Source organism: Citrobacter freundii ATCC 8090 = MTCC 1658 = NBRC 12681 (genome assembly GCF_011064845.1).
In the GTDB taxonomy this organism is placed as follows: domain Bacteria; phylum Pseudomonadota; class Gammaproteobacteria; order Enterobacterales; family Enterobacteriaceae; genus Citrobacter; species Citrobacter freundii.
Genome location: NZ_CP049015.1, coordinates 3975266 through 3999717 on the forward strand (window position 1 = coordinate 3975266; position 24452 = coordinate 3999717).

The 24452-nt window shown below is 52.6% G+C and carries 22 protein-coding genes; 10 read left to right on the top strand and 12 right to left on the bottom strand.

Going from position 1 to position 24452, the window contains the following annotated elements:
* Positions 1-59: 59 nt before the first annotated feature.
* Positions 60-2306 (bottom strand): phosphoenolpyruvate--protein phosphotransferase, encoded by a 2247-nt coding sequence (gene ptsP, locus G4551_RS19035; protein ID WP_003033984.1) that lies wholly within the window; start codon positions 2304-2306, stop codon positions 60-62.
* A gap of 12 nt (positions 2307-2318) precedes the next feature.
* Positions 2319-2849, bottom strand: coding sequence for an RNA pyrophosphohydrolase (rppH, locus tag G4551_RS19040; protein ID WP_003033982.1), 531 nt, complete (start codon positions 2847-2849; stop codon positions 2319-2321).
* 684 nt (positions 2850-3533) lie between these two features.
* On the opposite strand from rppH, the gene mutH reads away from it, so the two are divergent.
* The 4 genes from mutH to G4551_RS19060 all read left to right on the top strand — a co-directional run bounded on the left by mutH (position 3534) and on the right by G4551_RS19060 (position 6528).
* Positions 3534-4229 carry a DNA mismatch repair endonuclease MutH gene (gene mutH, locus G4551_RS19045; RefSeq protein ID WP_003840955.1) on the top strand — a complete coding sequence of 232 codons (696 nt, stop codon included), beginning with the start codon at positions 3534-3536 and terminating at the stop codon, positions 4227-4229.
* 75 nt (positions 4230-4304) lie between these two features.
* The gene (locus G4551_RS19050) at positions 4305-5018 is read left to right on the top strand and encodes a TerC family protein (protein WP_003033961.1); all 714 of its coding nucleotides are present in this window, start codon (positions 4305-4307) and stop codon (positions 5016-5018) included.
* A 144-nt stretch (positions 5019-5162) separates the two neighbouring features.
* Positions 5163-5381 (top strand): lipoprotein YgdR, encoded by a 219-nt coding sequence (ygdR, locus tag G4551_RS19055; protein ID WP_000758660.1) that lies wholly within the window; start codon positions 5163-5165, stop codon positions 5379-5381.
* 106 nt (positions 5382-5487) lie between these two features.
* Positions 5488-6528, top strand: a complete 1041-nt coding sequence (locus G4551_RS19060) for an NADP(H)-dependent aldo-keto reductase (protein ID WP_003033954.1) — start codon at positions 5488-5490, stop codon at positions 6526-6528.
* Between the two features lie 82 nt (positions 6529-6610).
* Here G4551_RS19060 and lplT read toward each other — a convergent pair whose 3' ends face one another.
* Positions 6611-7804 (bottom strand): lysophospholipid transporter LplT, encoded by a 1194-nt coding sequence (lplT, locus tag G4551_RS19065; protein ID WP_003033951.1) that lies wholly within the window; start codon positions 7802-7804, stop codon positions 6611-6613.
* Positions 7797-9956: a bifunctional acyl-ACP--phospholipid O-acyltransferase/long-chain-fatty-acid--ACP ligase gene (gene aas / locus G4551_RS19070; RefSeq protein WP_003840958.1), complete on the bottom strand. Its 2160-nt coding sequence runs from the start codon at positions 9954-9956 to the stop codon at positions 7797-7799. Before aas ends, lplT begins: the two co-directional genes overlap by 8 nt.
* 597 nt (positions 9957-10553) lie before the next feature.
* Between aas and galR the strand changes: the two genes are divergently transcribed.
* Both galR and G4551_RS19080 read left to right on the top strand, forming a co-directional pair.
* On the top strand, positions 10554-11582 hold the full coding sequence (galR, locus tag G4551_RS19075; RefSeq protein ID WP_003033945.1) for an HTH-type transcriptional regulator GalR: 1029 nt from the start codon (positions 10554-10556) through the stop codon (positions 11580-11582).
* Between the two features lie 13 nt (positions 11583-11595).
* The gene (locus G4551_RS19080) at positions 11596-12606 is read left to right on the top strand and encodes a LacI family DNA-binding transcriptional regulator (RefSeq protein WP_003033942.1); all 1011 of its coding nucleotides are present in this window, start codon (positions 11596-11598) and stop codon (positions 12604-12606) included.
* Positions 12607-12713: 107 nt separating this feature from the next.
* Here G4551_RS19080 and lysA read toward each other — a convergent pair whose 3' ends face one another.
* On the bottom strand, positions 12714-13970 hold the full coding sequence (gene lysA, locus G4551_RS19085; protein WP_003840962.1) for a diaminopimelate decarboxylase: 1257 nt from the start codon (positions 13968-13970) through the stop codon (positions 12714-12716).
* 118 nt (positions 13971-14088) lie between these two features.
* Here lysA and G4551_RS19090 point away from each other — a divergent pair, with 118 nt between their 5' ends.
* On the top strand, positions 14089-15024 hold the full coding sequence (locus G4551_RS19090) for a LysR family transcriptional regulator (protein ID WP_003840964.1): 936 nt from the start codon (positions 14089-14091) through the stop codon (positions 15022-15024).
* Here the strand turns inward: G4551_RS19090 and G4551_RS19095 are convergent.
* A complete protein-coding gene (locus tag G4551_RS19095; protein ID WP_003840966.1) occupies positions 14996-15703 on the bottom strand; it encodes an aspartate/glutamate racemase in 708 nt (235 codons plus the stop codon). The two genes, G4551_RS19090 and G4551_RS19095, sit on opposite strands and share 29 nt — an antisense overlap.
* Positions 15704-15844: 141 nt before the next feature.
* Between G4551_RS19095 and G4551_RS19100 the strand changes: the two genes are divergently transcribed.
* Positions 15845-16171: a cupin domain-containing protein gene (locus tag G4551_RS19100; protein WP_003033932.1), complete on the top strand. Its 327-nt coding sequence runs from the start codon at positions 15845-15847 to the stop codon at positions 16169-16171.
* 73 nt (positions 16172-16244) lie between these two features.
* On the opposite strand, the gene araE is transcribed toward G4551_RS19100, so the two are convergent.
* The 5 genes from araE to G4551_RS19125 all read right to left on the bottom strand — a co-directional run bounded on the left by araE (position 16245) and on the right by G4551_RS19125 (position 22159).
* A complete protein-coding gene (araE, locus tag G4551_RS19105; protein ID WP_003840970.1) occupies positions 16245-17663 on the bottom strand; it encodes an arabinose-proton symporter AraE in 1419 nt (472 codons plus the stop codon).
* Positions 17664-17978: 315 nt separating this feature from the next.
* Positions 17979-18740: a 2-dehydro-3-deoxy-D-gluconate 5-dehydrogenase KduD gene (gene kduD / locus G4551_RS19110; RefSeq protein ID WP_003033923.1), complete on the bottom strand. Its 762-nt coding sequence runs from the start codon at positions 18738-18740 to the stop codon at positions 17979-17981.
* 56 nt (positions 18741-18796) lie between these two features.
* On the bottom strand, positions 18797-19633 hold the full coding sequence (gene kduI, locus G4551_RS19115) for a 5-dehydro-4-deoxy-D-glucuronate isomerase (protein ID WP_003840972.1): 837 nt from the start codon (positions 19631-19633) through the stop codon (positions 18797-18799).
* Positions 19634-20104: 471 nt separating this feature from the next.
* Entirely contained in the window at positions 20105-21283 is a 1179-nt protein-coding gene (locus G4551_RS19120; RefSeq protein ID WP_003033912.1) for an acetyl-CoA C-acetyltransferase, read from the bottom strand.
* Positions 21284-21385: 102 nt separating this feature from the next.
* Positions 21386-22159, bottom strand: a complete 774-nt coding sequence (locus tag G4551_RS19125; protein WP_003840975.1) for a LysR family transcriptional regulator — start codon at positions 22157-22159, stop codon at positions 21386-21388.
* 101 nt (positions 22160-22260) lie between these two features.
* Here G4551_RS19125 and G4551_RS19130 point away from each other — a divergent pair, with 101 nt between their 5' ends.
* Positions 22261-22716 (top strand): multidrug/biocide efflux PACE transporter, encoded by a 456-nt coding sequence (locus G4551_RS19130; protein WP_003840976.1) that lies wholly within the window; start codon positions 22261-22263, stop codon positions 22714-22716.
* A gap of 142 nt (positions 22717-22858) precedes the next feature.
* Entirely contained in the window at positions 22859-24088 is a 1230-nt protein-coding gene (locus G4551_RS19135; protein ID WP_003840979.1) for an amino acid permease, read from the top strand.
* A 52-nt stretch (positions 24089-24140) separates the two neighbouring features.
* On the opposite strand, the gene rcnR is transcribed toward G4551_RS19135, so the two are convergent.
* Positions 24141-24413, bottom strand: a complete 273-nt coding sequence (gene rcnR, locus G4551_RS19140; RefSeq protein WP_003033900.1) for a Ni(II)/Co(II)-binding transcriptional repressor RcnR — start codon at positions 24411-24413, stop codon at positions 24141-24143.
* Between the last annotated feature and the right edge of the window lie 39 nt (positions 24414-24452).

The window sequence follows — 24452 nt, forward strand, 5'->3', positions numbered from 1 at the left end:
AAAGATCTGTATAAGTAATCTTTACCCCGTAATGCCTGATGACGCTACGCTTATCAGGCCTACAATCCCCCGCGAATCAACCCCCCCATGCCGCGGCGCTCCATAAAGGCCGCTACCTGATGGCGTACCTCAGCCGCCATCTGCGCTTCCAGGCTGCGCTGCGCCAGCGTTTGCGCCTCATCAAAATCGATATGACGCAGCAGATATTTTACGCGAGCGACAGAACGACCGTTCATCGACAAATGACGGAAACCCAGGCCGATCAGAATAGCCACGCACATCGGGTCGCCCGCCATTTCACCGCACAGGCGTAAATCGATACCGCTTCTTTCGGCTTCCTGCGCAATCATCGCCAGCGCACGTAACATCCCCGGATGCAGACTGTCATAAATGCTGGCTACCCGTGTGTTGTTACGATCGACGGCCAGTATGTACTGGGTAAGATCGTTGGTTCCGACCGAGATAAAGTCAATCCGGTTTGTCAGATGCGGCAACATGAACACCATCGACGGAACTTCCAGCATGATGCCAATACGCGGTTTCGGGATCTCGTAACCGATCATCTCCTCCACTTCGCGTCCGGCGCGTTCAATCAAACGTCGCGCTTCGTCCACTTCATCAATGCTGGTTACCATCGGCAGCAAAATGCTGAGGTTACCGGTTGCCGCGTTGGCACGCAGCATGGCGCGAACCTGGATCAAAAAGATCTCTGGCTGATCGAGCGTTATGCGGATCCCTCGCCAGCCAAGGCACGGGTTCTCTTCACTGATCGGCATGTAGGGCAGCTGTTTATCGGCACCGACATCCAGCGTACGTAGGGTCACCGGCTTGTCGTTAAACATTTGCAGCATGCCCTGATACTGCGCAACCTGTTCTTCTTCCGAAGGAAAACCGCTTTGCAGCATGAACGGGATTTCGGTGCGATACAGGCCAATACCGTCGATCCTGCTACCCAGCTTTTCTTCATGTTCCGGGCTGAGACCCGCATTGAGCATCACCTTCACGCGCTCGCCGCTTTTCAACTGTGCTGGCTGGTTGACGTCGTCTTCCGCCAGGCGGCTCAGCTCAATTTCTTCACTGATAAGACGCTGGTATTCCTGAATCAATACCGGTTCCGGATCGACCAGCAGTTCACCGCGATAACCGTCCACCACCAGCGTGCGGCGATGCAGCACCGACGGCTGGATATCGGCCCCCATAACGGTAGGGATACCCAGCGCACGAACCATAATTGCCGCATGAGAGTTGGCTGCGCCGTCCCGGACAACCACGCCGACTAACCGGTCCTGAGGAAGCTCCGCCAGCGTGGTCGCCGAAAGTTCATCCGCCACCAGTACGAAGCGTTCCGGCCAGGCATTCGGCCCCTGGATAGAGTCGTCAAGGTGGAACAGCAGACGCTGGCCGAGCGCGCGTAAATCTCCGGCCCGCTCTTTGAGGTAGTTATCGCTCAGCGCGGCAAATTGTTCGGCAAACTTTTCAATGATCGTTTTAACCGCCCACTCGGCCACTGAACCGTTATCCACTTCCGCAAACAGTTCGCGGCGCAGACGGGTATCGGAAAGCAAGTGCGAGTAAAGATCAAAGATCGCCGCCGTTTCTTTCTGCGCCCCAGCGGTAAAACGCTTGCTGTAGCGGCGGAATTCGTTCGCCGCCTCTTCCAACGCACCGGTCAGTCGCTCGCGCTCAAGCACCGGATCCAGCGTTGAAGCCTGATAGACCTGCTCCATCAGCGGCAGCGTCGCATCCTGCCAGCCTTCAGCTATTGCCACGCCGGGGGCGGCAGGCAATGCACGGATGCGCGTTTGCCGGTATTGACCGAACAGCGCGTTTAGTTGCGACTGCGAAAGTATGGCCGCCATTTGCGTGGCGAGCGTGACGAGGAAAGACTCTTCACTTTCATCGTACTGACGCAGTTCACGCTGCTGCACCACCAGCACACCTAAAAGCTGGCGACGCTGAATGATCGGTACGCCTAAGAATGCACGAAAACGCTCTTCTTTTACCGAAGGTATGTATTTAAAGCTGGGATGCTTTTGCGCATCGGCGAGGTTGATAGGTTCCGCCAGCCTGCCAACCAGGCCAACGATACCTTCATCAAACGCGAGTGCGACAGTGCGACCACGTGGTTTTTTCAGTCCCCGGGTCGCCATGAGGTAATAACAACGTCGATCGTGATCGGCCAGATAAACCGAACAGACCTCTGTATCCATCGCAAGACAGATGTCGGTAACCAGTATATTGAGCGCTTCATTCAGACGCGGAGCACTGGCCACCTTTTCGACTATTTCGCGCAGGCGGGTGAGCATAATTTGCGTAGCTTAACCTCTTTTACGTCTGTACGCAGGTGTACTTTGCGGCTTAGGAGTGCTCTCCTGAAGCGCCATGACAACACTTGCGAATTCTTTCATCACCCTGCGATAGACATCGCGTTTAAATGACACCACCTGTCGAACCGGATACCAGTAACTCACCCAGCGCCAGCCGTCGAACTCAGGTGTACTGCTGGTTTGCATATTGATTTCAGCATCGCTGCTGACCAATTGCAGAAGAAACCACTTTTGTTTCTGGCCGATACAAACCGGCTTCGTGTCCCAACGCACCAAACGTTTCGGTAACTTGTAACGCAACCAGTTACGAGTAGAAGCAAGGATCCGTACATCTTTACGACTGAGACCCACTTCTTCAAAGAGTTCCCGGTACATCGCCTGCTCTGCTGTCTCTCCTGCGTTGATCCCACCTTGTGGAAATTGCCAGGAGTGCTGACCAAATCGCCGGGCCCACATGACCTGCCCCTGGCGGTTACAAATTACTATCCCTACATTCGGGCGGTAGCCATCGTCATCAATCACCGGACTACCTCAACATAAACCTTATATACAAACGATTGTTTCACACTCCTGAGGGGCGGTAAACCACTCTGTTAAGGGTGCGATATTCTAATAACAATTGAATAACTCACAGTTAAAGGCCGAGTTATAAACAGAAGAAGGGCAAGCAAGGCGATTTTATTCACCTTTTCTGTGGATATAGTTGTGAAGAAGTACGGAATTACTATGGGAAAACCCAGAACAGTCCGAATAAGACATTCGTCACAGAGTAAAAATAGTCTTATACATTCATAAAGTTAAAACTGATCCACGCAGATAAACACACAGAAATGTGATGTACATCACTCATACGATCTTCACGCTGATGAAAGATCGACCAGCGTCGGTTTTATCCACAGATTATGCCAATAAGTTAGGCACAATTTGTGTGAAAATTCGATTTTCGTCGCACGTCAAGGCTGTAAATTGAAACAGTAGTGGGGGTTTTTCACAGTTATCCCATCTTTCTGTGGATAACATGGTGTAAGATCCTGTTCATTGTCAGTGACCAGAATTGGAAAACCCGCTTCGCTGTTGCGCAACTCTGCAAACGTGAATCTAAAAACCAATATAAATCATATAATTGAATAAAGCATGTGGAAAAAGATAAACTCTGTCCACACGGTATAAAATCATTGCTTATTTTTTCACCTAAGGGTTAACCCGATGCCAGAACTCCGTCCGTTGCTTTCTCCCCCTGAATCTGAAGCCCAGTTGCTGAGCCAGGCACGACAGCTTTCGGGCTACGCGTTAGGAGAATTAGCGGCAATGGCGGGAATCGTTACGCCGAAGGATCTTAAGCGCGATAAAGGCTGGATTGGCGTGCTACTGGAAATCTGGCTCGGTGCCAGCGCGGGCAGTAAACCAGAGCAGGATTTTGCGGCGCTGGGCGTGGAGCTGAAAACGATCCCTGTGGACAGTCTTGGCAGACCGCTGGAAACCACCTTTGTGTGCGTGGCACCGTTAACCGGCAATACCGGCGTCACCTGGGAAACCAGCCATGTACGGCACAAACTCAAACGCGTTCTGTGGATCCCGGTAGAAGGCGAACGCAGCATCCCGCTGGCTGAGCGCCGCGTCGGCTCTCCCCTGCTGTGGAGCCCGAATGAAGAAGAGGACCAGCAATTGCGTCTGGACTGGGAAGAATTAATGGACATGATTGTGTTAGGTCATGTCGAACGCATCACCGCTCGCCATGGGGAAGTACTGCAACTGCGTCCTAAAGCCGCCAACGCCCGCGCGCTTACCGAGGCCATTGGCGCCAACGGCGAGCCCATCCTGACCCTGCCACGCGGCTTTTACCTGAAAAAGAACTTCACCCGCGCATTGCTTGAGCGACATTTCTTGTTCCAGGCGCAATAGGCACCGCCCGGCCTTTCACCCGCCGCGTTACGAGCCTATAATTACCGCTTCTTTTTTTTGGCAGGACTTTGTTCGATGTTATTTGCATGGATAACCGATCCTAACGCCTGGCTTGCGCTCGGTACGCTGACGCTGCTGGAGATCGTTCTTGGGATCGACAATATTATTTTCCTTTCTCTGGTTGTAGCCAAACTCCCGACAGCGCAACGCAATCATGCCCGACGTATTGGGCTGGCGGCGGCGATGATCATGCGTCTGGCTCTGCTGGCTTCTATCGCCTGGGTAACGCGACTGACAAACCCGCTATTCGAGTTGTTTGGCGAGGCAATATCAGCACGCGACCTGATCCTTCTGCTGGGGGGATTGTTCCTGATCTGGAAAGCCAGCAAGGAGATCCACGAATCCATTGAAGGTGAGGAAGAGGGGTTAAAAACCCGCGTATCTTCTTTCCTGGGCGCGATTGTGCAGATCATGTTGTTAGACATTATCTTCAGCCTGGATTCCGTGATTACTGCGGTTGGTTTGTCCGATCATCTGTTTATCATGATGGCGGCAGTAGTGATTGCCGTAGGCGTGATGATGTTTGCTGCTCGCCCAATTGGTGAGTTTGTCGATCGTCACCCTTCAGTAAAAATGCTGGCGCTCTCGTTTCTGATTCTGGTCGGTTTTACGCTGATTCTGGAAAGTTTCGACGTCCACGTTCCGAAAGGATATATCTATTTCGCCATGTTCTTCTCTATCGCGGTAGAGACCCTGAACCTGTGGCGTAATAAAAAAAATCCGCTCTGATGAAATCCATCGCTCCCTGCAAGGGGAGCGAATGCCCACCACACCTACCCCTTCTCACAGTTTAAGATTTTACTGCTTTCACCCTGCACAACTTCGCGTTATTACTAAACTATTGTCAGACGCAGGCCATGTGAGGATAAGCAGATGAAAAAATGGGCAGTTTTGATTTCCGCCGTAGGACTGGCTTTTGCCGTTTCCGGATGCAGCAGCGATTATGTAATGGCGACAAAAGATGGTCGAATGATCCTGACCGATGGAAAACCAGAAATTGACGATGATACCGGTCTGGTGAGCTATCACGACCAGCAGGGCAATGCGATGCAGATTAACCGCGATGATGTGTCCCAAATCATTGAACGCTGATGGTTGAGGTCAGCAGCGCGCTGGCCTTAACAATTTTACTTCCCTTTTTCGCTTCCCTCAGCCATTTTTATAATCCTTATGTCGTGATTATAAAAAGGAAACGGCTATGCAATATCACCGTATACCCCACAGCTCGCTGGAAGTCAGTACACTGGGGCTGGGCACAATGACGTTTGGTGAACAAAACAGCGAAGCCGACGCACATGCACAGCTCGATTATGCCGTAGCACAGGGCATTAATTTGATCGACGTTGCCGAGATGTATCCGGTACCGCCGCGTCCTGAAACCCAGGGTCTCACCGAAACCTACGTAGGTAACTGGCTCGCCAAACACGGCAGCCGTGAAAAGCTGATCGTCGCTTCTAAGGTCAGTGGACCATCACGCAACAACGACAGCGGCATCCGCCCGAATCAGGCGCTGGATCGTAAAAATATCCGTGAAGCGCTGCACGACAGCCTGAAAAGACTGCAAACCGATTACCTGGATCTGTATCAGGTTCACTGGCCGCAGCGCCCGACCAACTGCTTTGGTAAGTTAGGCTACAGCTGGACAGACTCCGCGCCGGTCGTTTCCCTGCTGGATACGCTGGACGCATTGGCAGAGTTTCAGCGCGCCGGGAAAATTCGCTACATCGGCGTTTCTAATGAAACAGCTTTTGGCGTGATGCGCTATCTGCACCTGGCGGACAAACACGATCTGCCACGCATCGCCACCATCCAGAACCCCTACAGCCTGCTGAACCGCAGCTTTGAGGTTGGACTGGCAGAAGTGAGCCAGTATGAAGGCGTTGAACTGCTGGCCTACTCTTGCCTGGGCTTCGGTACATTAACCGGGAAATACCTGAACGGCGCGAAACCTGCCGGTGCACGCAATACGCTGTTTAGCCGTTTCACGCGCTACAGCGGCGAGCAGACGCAGAAAGCCGTTGCGGCCTATGTGGATATCGCGAAACGCCATAATCTGGATCCTGCGCAAATGGCGCTGGCATTCGTGCGTCGTCAGCCGTTTGTCGCCAGCACTTTGCTGGGCGCCACGACCATGGAGCAGCTAAAAACCAACGTTGAAAGTCTGCATCTGGAGTTGAGCGAGGAAGTGCTGGCAGAGATTGAAGCGGTGCATCAGGTGTATACCTATCCTGCACCTTAACAGTTAGCGCCTGATGGCGCTGCGCTTATCAGGCCTACAGACAGCGTTCCCTGTAGGCCTGGTTGCAACAGCATATAACAGACTAATGGCGGCGCTGCCAAATCCACAGCGCCGCAATCGCCAGCGCAAACAGCGCACCGAACCCAATACCAATCGCTACCGCCGGGATCCCCACCAGCACCGCCAGTGAGTAAATACCCAACATCAACAGCATCGCGCTGTTTTCACCCAGGTTCTGCACCGCAATCGCATTACCTGCGCCGACGCTTTTCTTACCCCGCTCCTGCAGTAACGCATTCAGCGGCACCACAAAGAACCCACCACACACGCCGATAAGCATCAGCAATGCGTAGGCCGGAAGCAGCGAATGTTGAAGAGAAAAAATCAGCACCACGACGCCAATCAGGATCCCCGCAGGCATACAGCGCGACACGGTTTCCAGCGTCACCAGCTTCGCAGCCGCCCCCGCGCCGACGACAATCCCGATCGCTACCATGGCATTGAGATAGGTCGGCGTGGCGTTATCGGTGATGCCGAGCGCCACCGGAACCCACAGTACCAGCAGAAAACGCAGCGTAACGCCCGCCCCCCAAAAAAGGCTGGTTCCCACCAACGAGAAGCGTGTTTCACCGTTGCGCCACAGCGAAGAGGCGGCACAGAAGAAACTGCGCGTCATTTTCCCCAGATGCCAGGACTGGCCAGGGCGAGCCGCGGCCAGTTTCGGGATATACAGGTTAGCGACCACTGCGCCAGCATAGGCCAGCGCACAGGCAGAAAGCGCGGCAATCACGTGCCAGTCGGCCAGAACGCCACCGGCGACAGAACCGAGCAAAATCGCGGCAATGGTGGAAGCTTCCATCAGGCCGTTGGCTTTCACCAGTTTGTCGCCGGTGGTCAGTTCACCGAGAATGCCATACTTGGCCGGTGAATACGCCGCCGCGCCAATCCCCACTAGCGTATACCCGAGAAACGGATTAATGCCGAAGCAAATACTTGCCGCACCCAGCAGTTTCAGGGAGTTCGCGAACATCATCACTCTGCCTTTGGCAAAGCTATCCGCCACCTGTCCAACAAACGGCGCAAACAGAATGTAAGCACCCACAAACACCATTTGCAGGATAGGCTGGCTCCAGTCCGGATAAAATTGCTCCTTCAGCAACGCCAGCGTAGCAAACAGCAACGCGTTATCGCCAAACGCTGACAGAAACTGCGCGGCGATAACGGACATCATCCCTTTGGACCAGATTGACGTGTTAGTGTGCACTGACTCACTCATGTTGTTTTTCCGGCTCATCGACCCAGCTTTTCAGCGTAACAAAATCCGGCTTACCGCTGCCGAGTAATGGGAGTTGCTTCAGGTGGCGTATATCACGCGGTACGGCGAGTTCAGGTACGCCGTGTGCCCGCGCATACTGCTGGAGTTTTTCACGCGTGAGTTCGCTATCAGTGGTAAACAGCACCAGCGCCTCACCTTTGCTGGCATCACTCTTGATCGCAGTGGCGTGCATTTTGTCTGCTGACACCGCCAACGCCAGTTGCTCAACCATTTCCAGCGACACCATCTCTCCGGCAATTTTAGCAAAACGCTTAGCGCGCCCCTGAATCTGTACAAAGCCGTTTTCATCAAAGCGTACGATGTCTCCGGTGTCATACCAGCCGCGCTCAATCTCACCTTGCGCATTCTCTGCCGTTGGCACCTCCAGCACCCCAGGTTTTTCGACGCGCAAATAGCCGCTCATAATATTAGGGCCTTTCAGCTGTAAACGCCCACCGTCCTCAATTCCCGGAACGGCCAACAGTCGAGCATCCATACCAGGCAAGATGCGCCCTACCGTTCCCGATTTTGCCGCCATCGGTACGTTAATCGACACCACCGGCGCACATTCCGTCACCCCATAGCCCTCAAGGACACGCAGGCCAAATTTCTCCTGCCACAGTTGCTTTGTGCTGTCCTGCAGTTTTTCCGCTCCCGCAACCACATAGCGCAGGCGATGGAAATCGTAAGGATGCGCGAAACGCGCGTAGTTGCCGAGGAACGTTGACGTACCAAACAACACGGTGCAGTTCCGGTCGTATACCAGCTCTGGCACAATGCGGTAATGCAGCGGGCTGGGATAAAGAAACACTTCTGCGCCAGTCAGTAGCGGCGTGAATAATCCCACCGTTAGCCCAAAGGAGTGGAACAGCGGCAGCGCCGACATAAAGCGGTCATCGGCGGTGAAATCGGCAATCGTTTTAATCTGCTCAACGTTCGCCAGAATGCTTTTATGACTGTGAACCACGCCTTTCGGATGGCCTTCTGAACCGGAGGTAAAGAGGATCACCGCAGCGTCTTCCGGCTGCTGCTTCACCTGCGCCAGATGCGGTGCCAGCAGATGTGAGAAAATCCACAGCTTATCGCTAAAGGTCACATCGGCTTTCAAGTCCTCCAGATACACCCAACGCACCTGGGTGAGCTGTTCTGGTAAATGCCAGAGTTTGCCTTTATCGAGAAACTGTCGGGATGTGAAGATCGTCTTTATTTCAGACGCAGTAATGGCGCTGGTTAATCCTTTCACACCCGCGGTGTAGTTCATCATGGCTGGAATGCGTCGACGCGCAATGGCGCCAAAAATGACCGCCGCGCTGATTCCCGCATTTGGCAGCATCAGGCCGATTCTTTCACCCTCGGTGCTGTATTTTTCCAGAATACGCGCGACAAACAGCGTTTTCGTCAGCAGTTTGCAGTAGCTGTCCGGAGTGAAATTAATATCTTCAATGCAGTTTTTGCCTGCGCCAAAACGGTATTTCGCCGCCAGCAGCGACTCGTAGAGCGTCTCACGCGGACGAACCGCCATGCGTGCTTCCATCATAATTTGATGCAGCATCTCTCCGACGATTTTACGGCGATCGCGAGCTCGCGGTGCTTCCGGCATCGGCAGTTGTGTCGGCGGTAGGATGTGTAAGCGGATGCGCGGGAAGAATCGCTGTTTAACCAGACCTTTCAGGCGACTAAAGCGGGAAAGCTCCGCGCCTTCGATGCGCACAGGAACCACCGTGGCCCCTGACTTTGCCGCGACAAACCCGGCGCCGTCATAGATTTTCATCAATGAACCGGTGGTCGAAATACGCCCTTCCGGGAAGATAACCACCGGGCGGCCCTGTTCGACCAGACGAACCAGATGTTTAATCGACATCGGTTTGGTTGGATCTAACGGTACGAAATCAATCAACGGGGTTAGCCAGCGCATATACCATTGCTGGCTGATCGAGGTGTAAACAGCGAAGACGGGACGAATCGGTAAAAAGAGCGCCAACAGGATGCCGTCTATAAATGAAACATGGTTGGGAGTGATTAGAACGCGTTCTCCCTGTAGCGCGCTGACATCGCCCGTGACGCGAACGCGGAAAAGCACGCGAAACAGATTACGAAAAAAGCCAAATAGCATCTCAACTCCCTGTGCCATTAATTATATAAACATCAATGGTGGGAGAGTATACGAGTTGGGGAATAGGCGCGACAGGTAACTGTTAAATACAATTCGAAAAAAAACCTGCGCATCCGCGCAGGTTGGTGCAAGAGACAGGTACGAAGTGCGTACCGAATAATCTCACCAATCAATACCTCTGGGATCTTGATTGTGGTCGTCAGCAGCCAGATACGCCAGTGCGAAAACGCAAAGGAATGAACCCAAATGCAACGAGTTGTGTAAATTATCGGTTACTGTTACAGATAGGCTGAAGGTAAAAAAAAACCTGCGCATCTGCGCAGGCTGGTGTAATTCTAGTGATCAACCCGAAAGTTGATTTCACCTATCAATACCTCTGGGATCTCAACTCTAGCAATCTGCTCAGTTCCCTCACCAGCGAACAATCGCAACAGCACATCGCAAAGTGTAAGCAAAAATTAGCATTTTCTATTTTCTGTCTTACTTCGCTCGTGTGCGCTCACATTTGCGACGTTCTGACGGGCAATCTGCTTGAACAGCCAGCCATTTTCCGTAACACTGACGGAATGTAAGCGTTTACCCACAACAGGTACTATCATGGCGACCATAAAGGATGTAGCCCGACTAGCAGGTGTATCAGTCGCCACCGTTTCTCGAGTGATTAATGATTCCCCTAAAGCCAGCGAAGCATCGCGCCTGGCTGTAACGAGTGCAATGGAATCTCTCAGCTACCACCCCAACGCCAATGCGCGTGCGCTGGCACAACAATCCACAGAGACCATCGGTCTGGTCGTTGGTGATGTGTCCGATCCATTCTTTGGGGCAATGGTTAAAGCTGTCGAGCAGGTGGCCTATAACACCGGTAATTTTTTACTGATTGGCAACGGCTACCATAACGAACAGAAGGAACGACAGGCGATTGAACAGCTCATTCGCCACCGCTGCGCAGCCCTTGTTGTCCACGCAAAAATCATCCCGGATGCTGAGCTGGCATCACTAATGAAGCAAATCCCCGGCATGGTATTAATTAACCGAATTCTGCCAGGATTCGAACAACGCTGCGTTGCCCTTGATGACCGTTTCGGCGCATGGCTCGCGACCCGGCACCTCATTCAACAGGGCCATACACGCATTGGCTATCTGTGTTCCAATCACACAATTTCAGATGCGGAAGATCGTCTGCAAGGCTATTACGACGCGCTGGCAGAGAGCAATATACCGGTCAGCGATCGCCTGGTAACGTTTGGTGAACCGGATGAAAGCGGCGGTGAACAGGCGATGACCGAGTTACTTGGTCGTGGCAAAAACTTCACTGCGGTAGCCTGCTACAACGACTCAATGGCGGCTGGTGCCATGGGCGTATTAAATGATAACGGCATTGATGTACCGGGAGAAATCTCGCTGATTGGTTTTGATGATGTGCTGGTTTCCCGCTACGTGCGCCCGCGTCTGACCACGGTGCGCTATCCGATCGTGACGATGGCAACCCAGGCTGCCGAACTGGCGCTCGCGCTGGCGGAGAAGCGCCCCGTGCCTGAAATTACCCACGTTTTTAACCCAACTCTGGTGCGTCGCCATTCCGTTTCGACGCTGACAGAGCCGGGGAATTCATCGTCAAACGATTAACCAGGATAGCGTTATGACTACGATGTTGGACGTTTCACGACACGCAGGCGTCTCAAAAGCGACCGTTTCGCGCGTACTGAATGGCACGGGTCAGGTAAAAGAGAGCACGCGCCAGAAAGTGTTTAAGGCCATGCAGGCACTTGATTATCGGCCTAATTTTTTAGCACGATCTTTGGCAAACCGCACCAGCAACAGCATTGGTCTGGTGGTTTCTACATTTGATGGATTCTACTTTGGCCGGCTGCTGCAACAGGCTTCACGCCAGACGGAATCTCACGGCAAGCAGTTGATCGTCACCGACGGACACGACACACCAGAGCGTGAGCAGGAAGCCGTGCAAATGCTGGCGGACAGGCAGTGCGACGCCATTATTCTCTATACCCGCTATATGAGTGAAAAAGAGATAATGTCGCTGATGAACAGCATCGCTATGCCCTTGCTGGTCATCAACCGTGATGTAAGCCAGGCCCGCGATCGCGCGATTTTCTTTGAACAGGAAGACGCGGCCTATCAGGCGGTCAATTATCTTATCTCCCAGGGCCATAGCGATATTGCTTGTATCACTGTGCCAGGCCATACCCCGACCGGTAAATCCCGCCTGATGGGGTATCGTAAAGCGCTGGAAAAAAACGGTATTCCCTGGGATCCCGACAAGGTCAAATACGGCGACTCCACGATGACACGAGGCTATGAAGCCTGTCGTGAACTGCTGGAGGAAGGGGTGAAATTCAGCGCACTGTTCGCCTGTAACGATGACATGGCATTGGGCGCATCAAAAGCGTTACATCAGGCCGGGCTGAGGATCCCAACGGACGTCTCACTGTTTGGTTTTGATGATGCACCCAGCGCCAAATGGCTGGAGCCGGGGCTGTCTACCGTTTATCTGCCGATTGATACCATGATAACCACGGCAATCGACCAGGCTATCCGGCTGGCCAACGGCGAGAGCGTCGAGCCAATCCCACCGTTTACCGGCAAACTAGTACTACGTGACTCAGTAACGCTCGGGCCGTACTTTAAGTAATTAAATGCCGGATGGCGGCACAAGTGCCTTATCCGGCCAACAGCGCCCACAGTTAATTTCGTAGGCCGGATAAACGTAGCGCCATCCGGCATTTCACCACGCTGTAATCAGATTAATTCCAGCGCTAACAGCTCATCAATGGTCTGGCGACGGCGAATCAGCCGCGCCACGCCGTTATCGAACAAAATCTCCGGCAGCAGAGGACGGCTATTGTAGTTTGACGACATTGACGCGCCGTACGCCCCGGTATCGTGCAAGACCAGATAATCACCCGGCACCACCGCAGGCAACAGACGGGTTTCCACATTTCCGCCCTCCTGCTGGGTAAACACGTCGCCAGATTCGCACAGCGGCCCGGCCACCACGGTTTCCCGTTGCGGGGCGTGTTCCAGAGACCGACCATCCCCAGCCAGCGCGGAGATATGGTGATAGCTGCCGTACATCGCCGGGCGCATCAGATCGTTGAAGCCCGCATCGATCAGCACAAAGTGACGGCTACCCATCTCTTTTACGCTGCGTACCTGTGCTACCAGCACGCCGGCTTCCGCGACCAGAAAACGACCCGGCTCTATCTCAAGCGCGACCGGGTGCCCCAGGTATTTAGCAATCTGCTCACGCGCAGCGTTCCACAATCCAAAGTAGTGATCGGTATCGATCGCCTCTTCACCTTCGCGATACGGGATTGATAAACCGCCGCCCGCAGAGATCGCCTCCAGATCCTGATCAAATTCAATTACCTGACGCACCATCGCACCACACACCTGCTCCAGATGCGCGTAGTCCACACCGGAGCCAATATGCATATGAATCCCCACCAGCTTCAGCTTGTAGCGCTGAATCACCTCCAGCGCCGCGGGAAGATCGCTATACCAGATCCCGTGCTTGCTGTTTTCGCCGCCGGTATTGGTTTTCTGACTGTGTCCATGCCCAAAGCCAGGGTTTACGCGTAGCCACACGCGATGGCCCGGCGAGACCTGACCCAGTTGTTCCAGCATATCCACTGAACCGGCATTTACCGGAATGCTCAATTCATGCACCCGGGCGAGCGTCGCGTCATCGATCATATCGGCGGTAAAGACTATCTCATCTTTTCCTGGCTCAAAGCCCGCAGCCAGCGCACGTTCAATTTCGCCCAGCGAGACGGAATCCACCTTCACGCCCTGCTCGCGCATCAGGCGCAGAATATGAATATTCGAGCATGCCTTCTGGGCAAAACGCACCACGTCAAACTGGCTCAGTTTGGCAATCTGCGCGCGGATAATCTGCGCATCATAGACCCACACCGGGCAGCCGAATTCGGCAGGCAGGCGCAGCAGGTTGTCGGCGGTCAGGTCAGTGTCTGTGTTGTTGAGTGGGCGTGGCATGGTGTGCTCCGGTATTGGCTTTTTTATGATTACGCCACAGCCCGAAAAGAATAAAAAATATCGTTTTATCGTGAGTCTATGCAAAAATGATATGGATTGGTTCATTCGAGGATTGCCCATGCCCGCCGTTAACCTGCGACACATCGAAATTTTTCACGCCATCATGACGGCAGGCAATCTGACGGAAGCCGCGCGCATGCTACATACCTCGCAGCCCACCGTCAGTCGGGAACTGGCCCGATTCGAGAAAGTACTGGGATTAACGCTGTTTGAACGCACGCGTGGCCGGCTGCACCCAACCGTGCAAGGGTTACGTCTGTTTGAAGAGGTGCAACGTTCGTGGTATGGCCTGGACAGAATTGTGAGCGCCGCCGAAAGCCTGCGCGAGTTTCGCCAGGGCGAATTGTCGATTGTTTGCCTGCCGGTATTCTCACAGTCCTTTTTACCACCACTGCTGCAGCCATTCCTCGCACGCTATCCGCAGGTCAATATTCAGATAGTGCCGCAGGAGTCACCGCTGCTGGAAGAGTGGCTGTCGGCGCAGCGCCACGATCTGGGGTTAACGGAAACGCTGCATACGCCAGCCGGAACAAAACGCACCGAATTGCTGGCGCTGGATGAAGTGTGTGTGCTGCCCCAGGGGCATCCGCTGACTAAGAAAGCGGTGTTAACGCCGCAGGATTTTCAGGGGGAAAACTACATCAGCCTGTCACGGACCGACAGTTACCGTCAGCTACTGGATAGCCTGTTTAATGAGCACCAGGTGAAGCGCCGTATGGTGATTGAAACCCATAGCGCCGCTTCAATTTGTGCAATGGTGCGGGCAGGCGTGGGGATCTCGGTGGTAAACCCACTGACCGCGCTGGATTACGCCAGTAGCGGGATCGTCATCCGCCGCTTCAGTATTTCGGTACCCTTTACGGTCAGCCTGATTCACCCACTTCATCGCCCCGCCTCGGCGCTGGTTGATGCTTTTACGGCGCATCTGCAGGACCATCTACCAAGTCTTATTGACCCGCTGGAGGCTATTTTGCATCCACAACCGAAAGCATAAATGCCACCGCATCTTGCGCATGGATTGCCGCGGTGTCGAAAACCGGTAGTGGGCTTAGCTCGGCGGGAACCAGCAGACCAATCTCAGTACAGCCAAATATCACCCCTTGCGCCCCCTGGTTCGCCAGTTGGTCGATGACGCCCAGGTAATAATCGCGGGAAGCCTCGCTGAACTCACCGAGACACAGCTCATCGAAAATAATCTGGTTTATTTTCTGACGGTCATCAGCTTCAGGAATCAGCGTGCTAATGCCAAATTCAGTCTGTAAACGACCGCGGTAAAAATCCTGTTCCATGGTGTAGCGCGTACCCAGTAGCGCCACGTTGCTCATCTGCTGCTTTTGTATCGCCCGCCCCGTCGCATCGGCAATATGCAGGAACGGCACATCACAGGCGCTTTCAATCGCCTCAGCAACTTTGTGCATGGTATTGGTACACAGCACAATCCCTTGCGCTCCGGCTTGCTGTAGCGCTGTGGCGGCCTGCGCGAGGATCTCACCGGCTCGCTGCCAGTCACCGCTTGACTGACAGACTTCAATCTCATGAAAATCCACGCTGTGCAGCAGGATCTGCGCTGAATGCAGGCCGCCCAGGCGCTGTTTTACCCCTTCATTAATGAGTCGATAATAAGGAATGGTAGATTCCCAGCTCATACCGCCTAACAGACCGATCGTTTTCATCATTTCCCCTGACTCGTTGTTGTCTCTCCAGTGAACCAAAGATGTGATCAACTTTCCACATATGTTGGCGTGCATTTCTTTTTTTAATTTTCTGATATAGGTTTAATGAAACATTGTTTTAATTAATTACAGGAAGGCCGGATGTTTATTTTTCATAAAGAGACCACGCTTGACGATCTGGGCAATGGCGTTACCCGGCGCATTCTTGCTCACGACGGTAACATGATGGCGGTTGAGGTGAACTTCGAGCAAGGCGCGATTGGCCCGATGCACAATCATCCGCACGAGCAGCTGACTTACGTGTTGTCCGGTGAGTTTGAATTTACCATCGGCGAAGAAAAGCATGTCGTTAGGGCGGGCGATACCCTGTATAAACAACCCAACATTATGCATGGCTGCGTCTGTTTAAAACCGGGAACGCTGCTGGATACCTTTACGCCCATACGCGAAGATTTTCTACACGGGTAAAGCGCTAAATAAAAAAGCCGGGTATCGCTTACCCGGCCTACATGAGACGTCATCCGACACTCCGTCTCAACATTTACACCCCAATATCTCTTAACTTCTCACCTGCCATCAGCTTACGTTCGATATGCTCAAGCGTGACGTTTTTGGTTTCTGGAATCAGCCAGAACGTAATACCGATAAACACGACGTTCAGCGCAGTATATAGCCAGAACGTACCAGCCGCGCCAATGCTATCGAGCAGCGTCAGGAACGTTGCACCAATGATCATGTTCGACACCCAGTTGGTGGTAGTGGAACAGGTAATACCAAAATCGCGGCATTTCAGCGGCTGAATTTCCGAACACAGGATCCACACCACCGGCGCGGCGCTCATTGCGTAGCCGGCAATACACATCATCGTCATGCCAACTGACAGCCAGGATAGTCCACTGGAAGCCGTGCCGTTATCAAACTGCATCAGGCAATATCCGAGCACCAGCGTCCCGATGGCCATTACGCTGAACCCAATTTTCAGCGCCGGTTTACGTCCTGCTTTGTCGACCGTGAAGACGGCAATAAAGGTAGCGAACATAAACGTTAAGCCAACCACCAGCGTGGCAATCATCTGCTGCTCTGTGGTGGTAAAACCCGCCATTTTGAAAATGCGCGGCGCGTAATACATGATGATGTTCATCCCGGTGAACTGCTGCATCGCCTGCAGTAACATCCCAAGAAAAACTGCGCGGCGCACGTTACGGTTAATTTTAAACAGCGCCCAACCACCCTGCTTCAGCTTCAAGCTTTCACGGATTTCGTTCAGCTCATCGCGGGCCTTTTCTGAGGTATCACGCAGCATGCGCAATACTTCTTCAGCTTCAATGTGGCGACCTTTTTCCGCCAGCCAGCGCGGGCTATTGGGCAGGAACACAACCAGAATAATCAGCAATACAGCCGGAAGCGCCAGCACGCCCAGCATAGCGCGCCAGTTACCGCTGTAGCTGAACGCGGTATCAGACAAAAAGGCCAGAACGATGCCCAACGTCACCATCAGCTGATACATACTGATCATCTTGCCACGCACGTTTTCGCTTGCCATTTCAGAGAGATAGAGCGGTGCGGTGTAAGAGGCGATCCCCACCGCAACGCCCAGTACCACGCGGGCAAAAATGAGCATTTCTACGCTGGAGGCAAACGCCGAGCCCAGAGATCCGACGACGAAAAGGATCGCCCCCGCCATCAGACTGTATTTACGTCCCAGGCGGAATGACAGCCAACCGTTAAACAGCGCACCAATTGCCGCGCCCAGCATCATGCTGCTGACCACCCACTCCTGCAGGCGGCTGGTCAACACAAAGTGATCGGTGATGAAAGGCAACGCCCCGGCAATCACGCCAATATCCAGGCCGAATAACAACCCTGCGACAGCCGCAGAGATAGAAACAAACATATTCATACGTCGCGTATCGCGCACTGAGCGCGGCGCTAAAGCAGCATCATTATTTATTGAGACCATTTTTTCCTGCCAGATACAGAGTAACCATGCCATTGAAAGTAAGGGATCCCTTGCAGGAAGCGTCAGGCGGGAAACGGCAAAAACATGGATTAAATAGCTACACCACATCGTTATGTGATGGATATTCCAATTTTAAAATTTACCGACAATCACTCAATTAAATTTAATTTATTGATATTAAAGAATATTAAAAACAATAAATTGATACGTATGAAATTTAATATGGAATAATTTATAACCACAATATGGATTTTAATGATTCAAAAGTAAAAAAAACCCTGCCATTTAGCAGGGTTTGTTGGCTCTGGAAAGCAATTAACGCGCCAGCCAGCCGCCGTCTACCGCAACGGTATAGCCGTTGATATAGTCAGATGCGCTGGACGCCAGGAACACGACAGGCCCCATCAGGTCGCTCGGCAGACCCCAACGCCCCGCCGGAATACGATCGAGGATTTCTGCGCTACGCTGCTCATCAGCACGCAGCTGTTGAGTGTTATTCGTCGCCATGTAACCCGGTGCAATCGCGTTGACGTTGATGTTATGTTTTGCCCACTCGTTCGCCATCAGACGGGTAACACCCATTACGCCGCTTTTAGACGCGGTGTAAGACGGCACGCGGATCCCGCCCTGGAAGGAAAGCATAGAGGCGATGTTGATAATTTTACCGCCGTTACCCTGGGCGATAAAGTGCTTCGCCGCGGCCTGAGACATAAAGAACACGCTCTTAATGTTCAGGTTCATCACGTCATCCCAGTCTTTTTCGCTGAAATCGATCGCATCGTCACGACGGATAAGACCCGCGTTGTTGACCAGAATATCGATATGGCCGAATTCTGCCACTGCGCGCTCCAGCAGCGCCGGAATACCGTCGATTTGACGCAGATCGGCGGTCAGGCTTAAAAAACGGCGGCCCAGTGCGGTCACACGTTCGATGGTTTCTGTCGGTTCAACAATGTTGATACCGACGATATCGCAGCCCGCTTCCGCCAGGCCCAGCGCCATACCCTGACCCAGACCGGTGTCACAACCGGTCACAACGGCGACTTTACCTTCAAGAGAGAATGCATTCAAAATCATTGTAAATCCTTAATTTTTATAATGCCCGCCGCAGCAGGCACGGCTGTCGCCCGCAACTAGCGCAGATCTTTTACTGCAACATGGTCCATATCATCAAAGACCTGGTTTTCGCCGACCATGCCCCAAATGAACGTATACGCTTTTGTGCCGACACCGGAGTGAATAGACCAGCTTGGAGAAATCACCGCCTGCTCATTGTGCATCACAATATGACGCGTTTCCTGAGGCTGCCCCATCATGTGGAAGACGCAGGTATCTTCTTCCATATTGAAGTAGAAATAGACTTCCATACGACGTTCATGGGTATGACACGGCATGGTGTTCCACAGGTTACCCGGTGCCAGTTCAGTCAGACCCATGCTCAACTGGCAGGTTTCCAGAACATCCGGCACAAAGTATTTGTTGATGGTACGACGGTTACTGGTGAGGTTATCGCCCAGCGTCACTGGCGCAACGTCTGCAGGCGTGACTTTCTTAGTTGGGTAAGTCGTGTGGGCCGGCGCGCAGTTGTAGTAAAACTTCGCCGGTTTTGTCGTATCAATACTGGCAAATACCACCTCTTTTGCCCCTTTTCCGACGTACAGCGCGTCGCGATGGCCAATTTCATAGCACTGACCGTCAACGGTAATCGTGCCCGGGCCGCCGATATTGATCACACCCAGCTCACGACGTTCGAGGAAATAGGTTACGCCCAGCTGTTTGCCGACTTCGCCACCCACAGAGACGGTTTTGGCCACTGGCATAATGCCGCCAACAATGATGCGGTCGATGTGGCTGTAGACCATGGTGTATTCATCTGCGACAAACACTTCTTCGACCAAAAACTCATTACGCAGCCCCTGAGTGTCCAGGGTTTTCGCATGCGCACTATGGATGCTTTGTCTTACGTCCACATTTACCTCCAGTGATAAATTGACCGTGAATGCTTAAACGAATAGCAAAACGCTGTTCCGTTTTATCTTATGCACTCATGATATTCCTCCCTGAATGTGTTTTCAATTATAAATAAAACGATGTTTCACTTTTTTCGCATCTTATTATCAAAAGTGTAAGTGCGATCACGCTAGCGCGTATGAATAGCGAAATGGACCTTAATAAAATGATTGAATAACAATACGATAAATTTATTTATTCATTAGGGGCGGGGATAAAAAATGGAAAATTCAGCCGCGATGATCAGTCGAAAAGACACCTTTTCTAACAAAGTGCGCAGTTAATCACATGAAATGAAACAATGTTTTGATAAATTGACTGTGTTTAGAGTGTATGTTTCTGTAACTGGCCTTGCCCTCCTGCTGGAGGGCTTTTTTACAGGTGCAGGGAAAACACGTAGAAAGGCGTTTAAGACGGTAAATGTAAGATCGTTAATCTCGTTCGATAGCGAGCGCCACCCCCTGACCACCACCGATACACAGCGTTGCCAGGCCCTTATGCGCCCGACGCTTCACCATTTCATGCACTAGCGAAACCAGAATTCGGCAGCCAGATGCGCCAATCGGGTGACCGAGCGCAATGGCTCCGCCGTTAACATTCACCCGCCGTTCATCCCACTCCAGCATTTTCCCAACGGATAATGCCTGCGCGGCGAAGGCCTCATTAGCTTCGATAAGATCAACATCAGCCAGTTGCCAGCCCACACGCTCAAGGCAGCGGCGCGTCGCATACACTGGCGCAATCCCCATGAGCGCAGGGTCGACCCCGACGCTGGCAAAGGCGCGAATACGGGCCAGTACAGGTAAGTTCAACTCTTGCGCCTTGGCCTCGCTCATCATCATCACCGCAGCGGCGCCGTCATTGATGGATGACGCGTTACCTGCCGTTACCGAACCGAGCCTGTCAAAGGTAGGATCCAGACGCGCCAGCCCTTCGGCGCTGGCATCGGTACGGGGCTGCTCGTCGGTATCCACCACCAATGATTGCCCATTACGCTGTGTTACCACCGGCACGATTTCATCTTTAAAGCGTCCAGCATCAATTGCCATCCGCGCTTTGTGCTGCGAGTGCAGCGCGTAGGCATCCTGCAATTCGCGGCTAATGCCGTATTCTCGCGCCAGGTTTTCCGCGGTAACGCCCATGTGATAATCGTTGAAGGCATCCCACAGACCGTCATGTACCAGGCTGTCGACCAGTTGGCTGTTCCCCAGCTGTGCGCCGGTGCGGCTATCGGTAAGGACATGCGGGGCACGGCTCATATTCTCTTGCCCGCCCGCAATCACAATGTCGGCTTCGCCGCACTGGATAGCCTGGGTCGCCAGATGCAGCGCTTTCAGGCCCGAACCGCAGACATCGTTAATGGTGATGGCGGAAACGGTATTGGGTAGCCCACCATTGATGGCAGACTGACGCGCCGGATTCTGCCCGGCACCTGCGGTAAGCACCTGACCGAGGATCACTTCATCCACAGCATGAACGTCCACGCCTGTGCGTTCCAGTAAAGCCCTGACCACCATGCTGCCTAATTCAACGGCAGAATGGCGCGCCAGCGTCCCCTGGAAGCAACCAATCGGTGTCCTTAACGCCCCGACTATCACAACCTCTTTCATCACCACCTCAGCGCAAAATAACACCGCAATAGTAGATGATTGTTAAAAAGAGTTATCAAGGTTGTTTAAAAACGGTGATTTTTATCACAAAGGAAATTCGTATCATTTATTGGTCATCTGAACGCCACTCTGCTGTAAATGGTCGCGCAGCCAACTTCCCGCCACGCCAGGCGGTGATTTCTTATTCCACAACAGATCGATAGAGATAGCCTTTGGCCAGCCGGGCAGCTTTAATTGAACCAATGGTTTTTCTGCCGCAAACTCCTCCACCAGCGCACACGGGAGCGCGCACCAGCCGAATCCCTGAACAGCCATACTTAGCAATAACAGGTAGTTAGGAGCCGACCAGACGGGACCGCGCGCCACGTTAGTCCCGCTTTCCAGATAGGTATTCAGACGCAGCTCGCGCCAGGTATGCAGCTGTTCCCACTGCAGTTTTTCTTGAGCCGCCAAAGGATGCGATACCGCCACGTATAATCCCATCCAGGTTTGCATCGGCAGACGCGTAACGCCCATGTCGGTCGGGTAATCCTCCCGCGCTTCGATCAACCCCACCTGAGCACGTCCTTTTTGCAGCAGATCGATCACGTCCTCGTCTTCGCCAATCAGACATTCAAACTCAGTATGGGGAAACTTGCGGTCAAACTGCACCATCAACTCTTCCAGCACATCCGGATGCAGCGTGTCTGACAACACGAAGGTCAGACGCGCTTCCGTTTCACCCGACAGCGAAATCGCCGCCTCGTCCAGACGATCGCTCGCTGACAGAATGGCCTGCACATAACCCATTTTGCGCAGCCGCCGGGCCGCAGCAGAAAATGAGCCGCAGGAAACGGTCTCTACAAATGCCGTTAACGCTTCAGGAGAGTAACGCATGAACTATCTACTTTATCGATGGGTACTATCTTTTAGATATCACATAAAACGATAAAATTGCCACCATTCCGTTATCCGGGCATCAAAGAAGGTTTTAGGTTATGCAACACGATACTGTCCAACGCCGCTCGTTAGTAGAGCGTATTTTTCATGCCGTCTGCTTTGAAGGCATTGCCACCGCTGTTCTTGCACCAACCACCGCATGGTTGATGCAGCGCTCGGTGCTGGAAATGGGCGGACTGACCATTCTTCTCGCCACTACAGCGATGATCTGGAATATCATTTATAACGCCCTGTTTGACCGTCTGTGGCCGTCGCACCTGGTAAAACGTACGGCGAAAGTGCGAGCATTTCACGCCTTAGGTTTTGAGAGTGGTTTTATTGTGATTGGGGTGAGCATCGTGGCGTATGTGCTGAACGTCAGCCTGTTTCAGGCATTCACGCTGGAAATAGGTTTCTTCCTGTTCTTCCTGCCGTATACCATGTTCTATAACTGGGCTTATGACACGTTACGCGAGCGTGTTATGAAGCGTCGCCAGCAGCGCGTTACTGCCTGATAATTAAAATAATAGTCGGAATTTTCTCGGTTCCGGCTATTCATCCATTCACCAGCCCGCTCGTTCACACCTCCCCCAGCCCCTGCCATTTGTGGTAAATTGCGCTTCTTTTTGTTTATTTTATAGTTGATACGTTCAAATAATGTCGAAATTTTGGTCAAAAGAAGAGACTCTCTGGAGCTTCGCACTATATGGGACTGCCGTCGGCGCAGGAACCCTATTCCTCCCCATACAGCTGGGTTCTGCAGGTGCGGTGGTATTGTTTATCACCGCTCTCGTCGCCTGGCCTTTAACCTACTGGCCGCACAAGGCGCTGTGCCAGTTTATCCTGTCTTCAAAAACGTCGGCTGGTGAGGGGATCACTGGCGCGGTTACACACTACTACGGCAAGAAGATTGGCAGCCTGATCACCACCCTCTATTTTATTGCCTTCTTTGTGGTGGTACTGATCTACGCCGTGGCGATAACCAACTCACTCACCGAACAGCTGGCAAAACATATCGAGATAGATCTTCGCGTGCGTATGCTGGTCAGTCTGGGCGTAGTACTGGTGCTGAATTTAATTTTTCTGATGGGTCGACAAGCCACCATCCGGGTGATGGGCTTTCTGGTGTTCCCGCTCATCGCGTATTTTTTATTCCTTTCGCTCTACCTGACCGGAAGCTGGCAGCCAACGTTACTCACCGGCCAGATGTCTGTCGATCAGCACACGCTTCATCAGGTTTGGATATCTATTCCCGTGATGGTTTTCGCTTTTAGCCATACGCCAATTATCTCCACGTTCGCCATCGACAGAAGAGAGAAATACGGCGAGCAGGCCATGGGTAAATGCAAAAAAATCATGAAGGTAGCCTACGTCATCATCTGCCTGAGCGTGCTGTTTTTCGTTTTCAGCTGTTTGCTTTCGATTCCGACAAACTATATCGAGGATGCAAAAAATGAAGGCGTGACCATTCTGTCAGCACTATCGATGATGCCTAACGCACCGGCATGGCTGTCGATTTCTGGGATCATCGTTGCCGTCGTAGCGATGTCAAAATCGTTCCTTGGCACCTACTTTGGCGTGATTGAAGGGGCAACGGAGGTAGTAAAAACATCGTTGCATCAGGTGGGTGTGAAGAAAAGCCGGGCCTTTAACCGCGCCCTGTCCATCATGCTGGTCTCGGCTATCACGTTTATCATCTGCTGCATTAATCCTAATGCTATTTCAATGATTTACGCGATTAGTGGGCCGCTGATTGCCATGATTCTGTTTATCATGCCGACATTGTCTACCTATCTGATCCCGGCGCTGAAGCCATACCGTTCAGTGGGTAACCTGATCACCCTGATTGTCGGTCTGCTGTGCGTATCTGTGATGTTTTTTGGCTAGAACGTGTTGCTTAACGGCTCATTCCATCACGTGGATGAGCCGTTAAACTGGCTTATTTGATGTACGAATCCAGTACTTTCAGAATCACATCCAAATCTTCTTCGCGCTTAATTTCATCGCCCTGATGCACAATGTGCTCGGTCAGATGACCTTTAATCACTTCGCGCATTAATCCATTTACCGCCCCGCGGATCGCCGCTATTTGCTGCAATACCGCCGCGCATTCATGCGGTTCATCCAGCATGGTTTTCAACGCCGCTACCTGCCCCTGAATCTTGCTGGTTCGGGCTTTCAGCTTTTGTTTGTCGCGGATCGTATGTGACATAACTTTACCTTTTTAACGTCTGGCTATAGGGACAATACC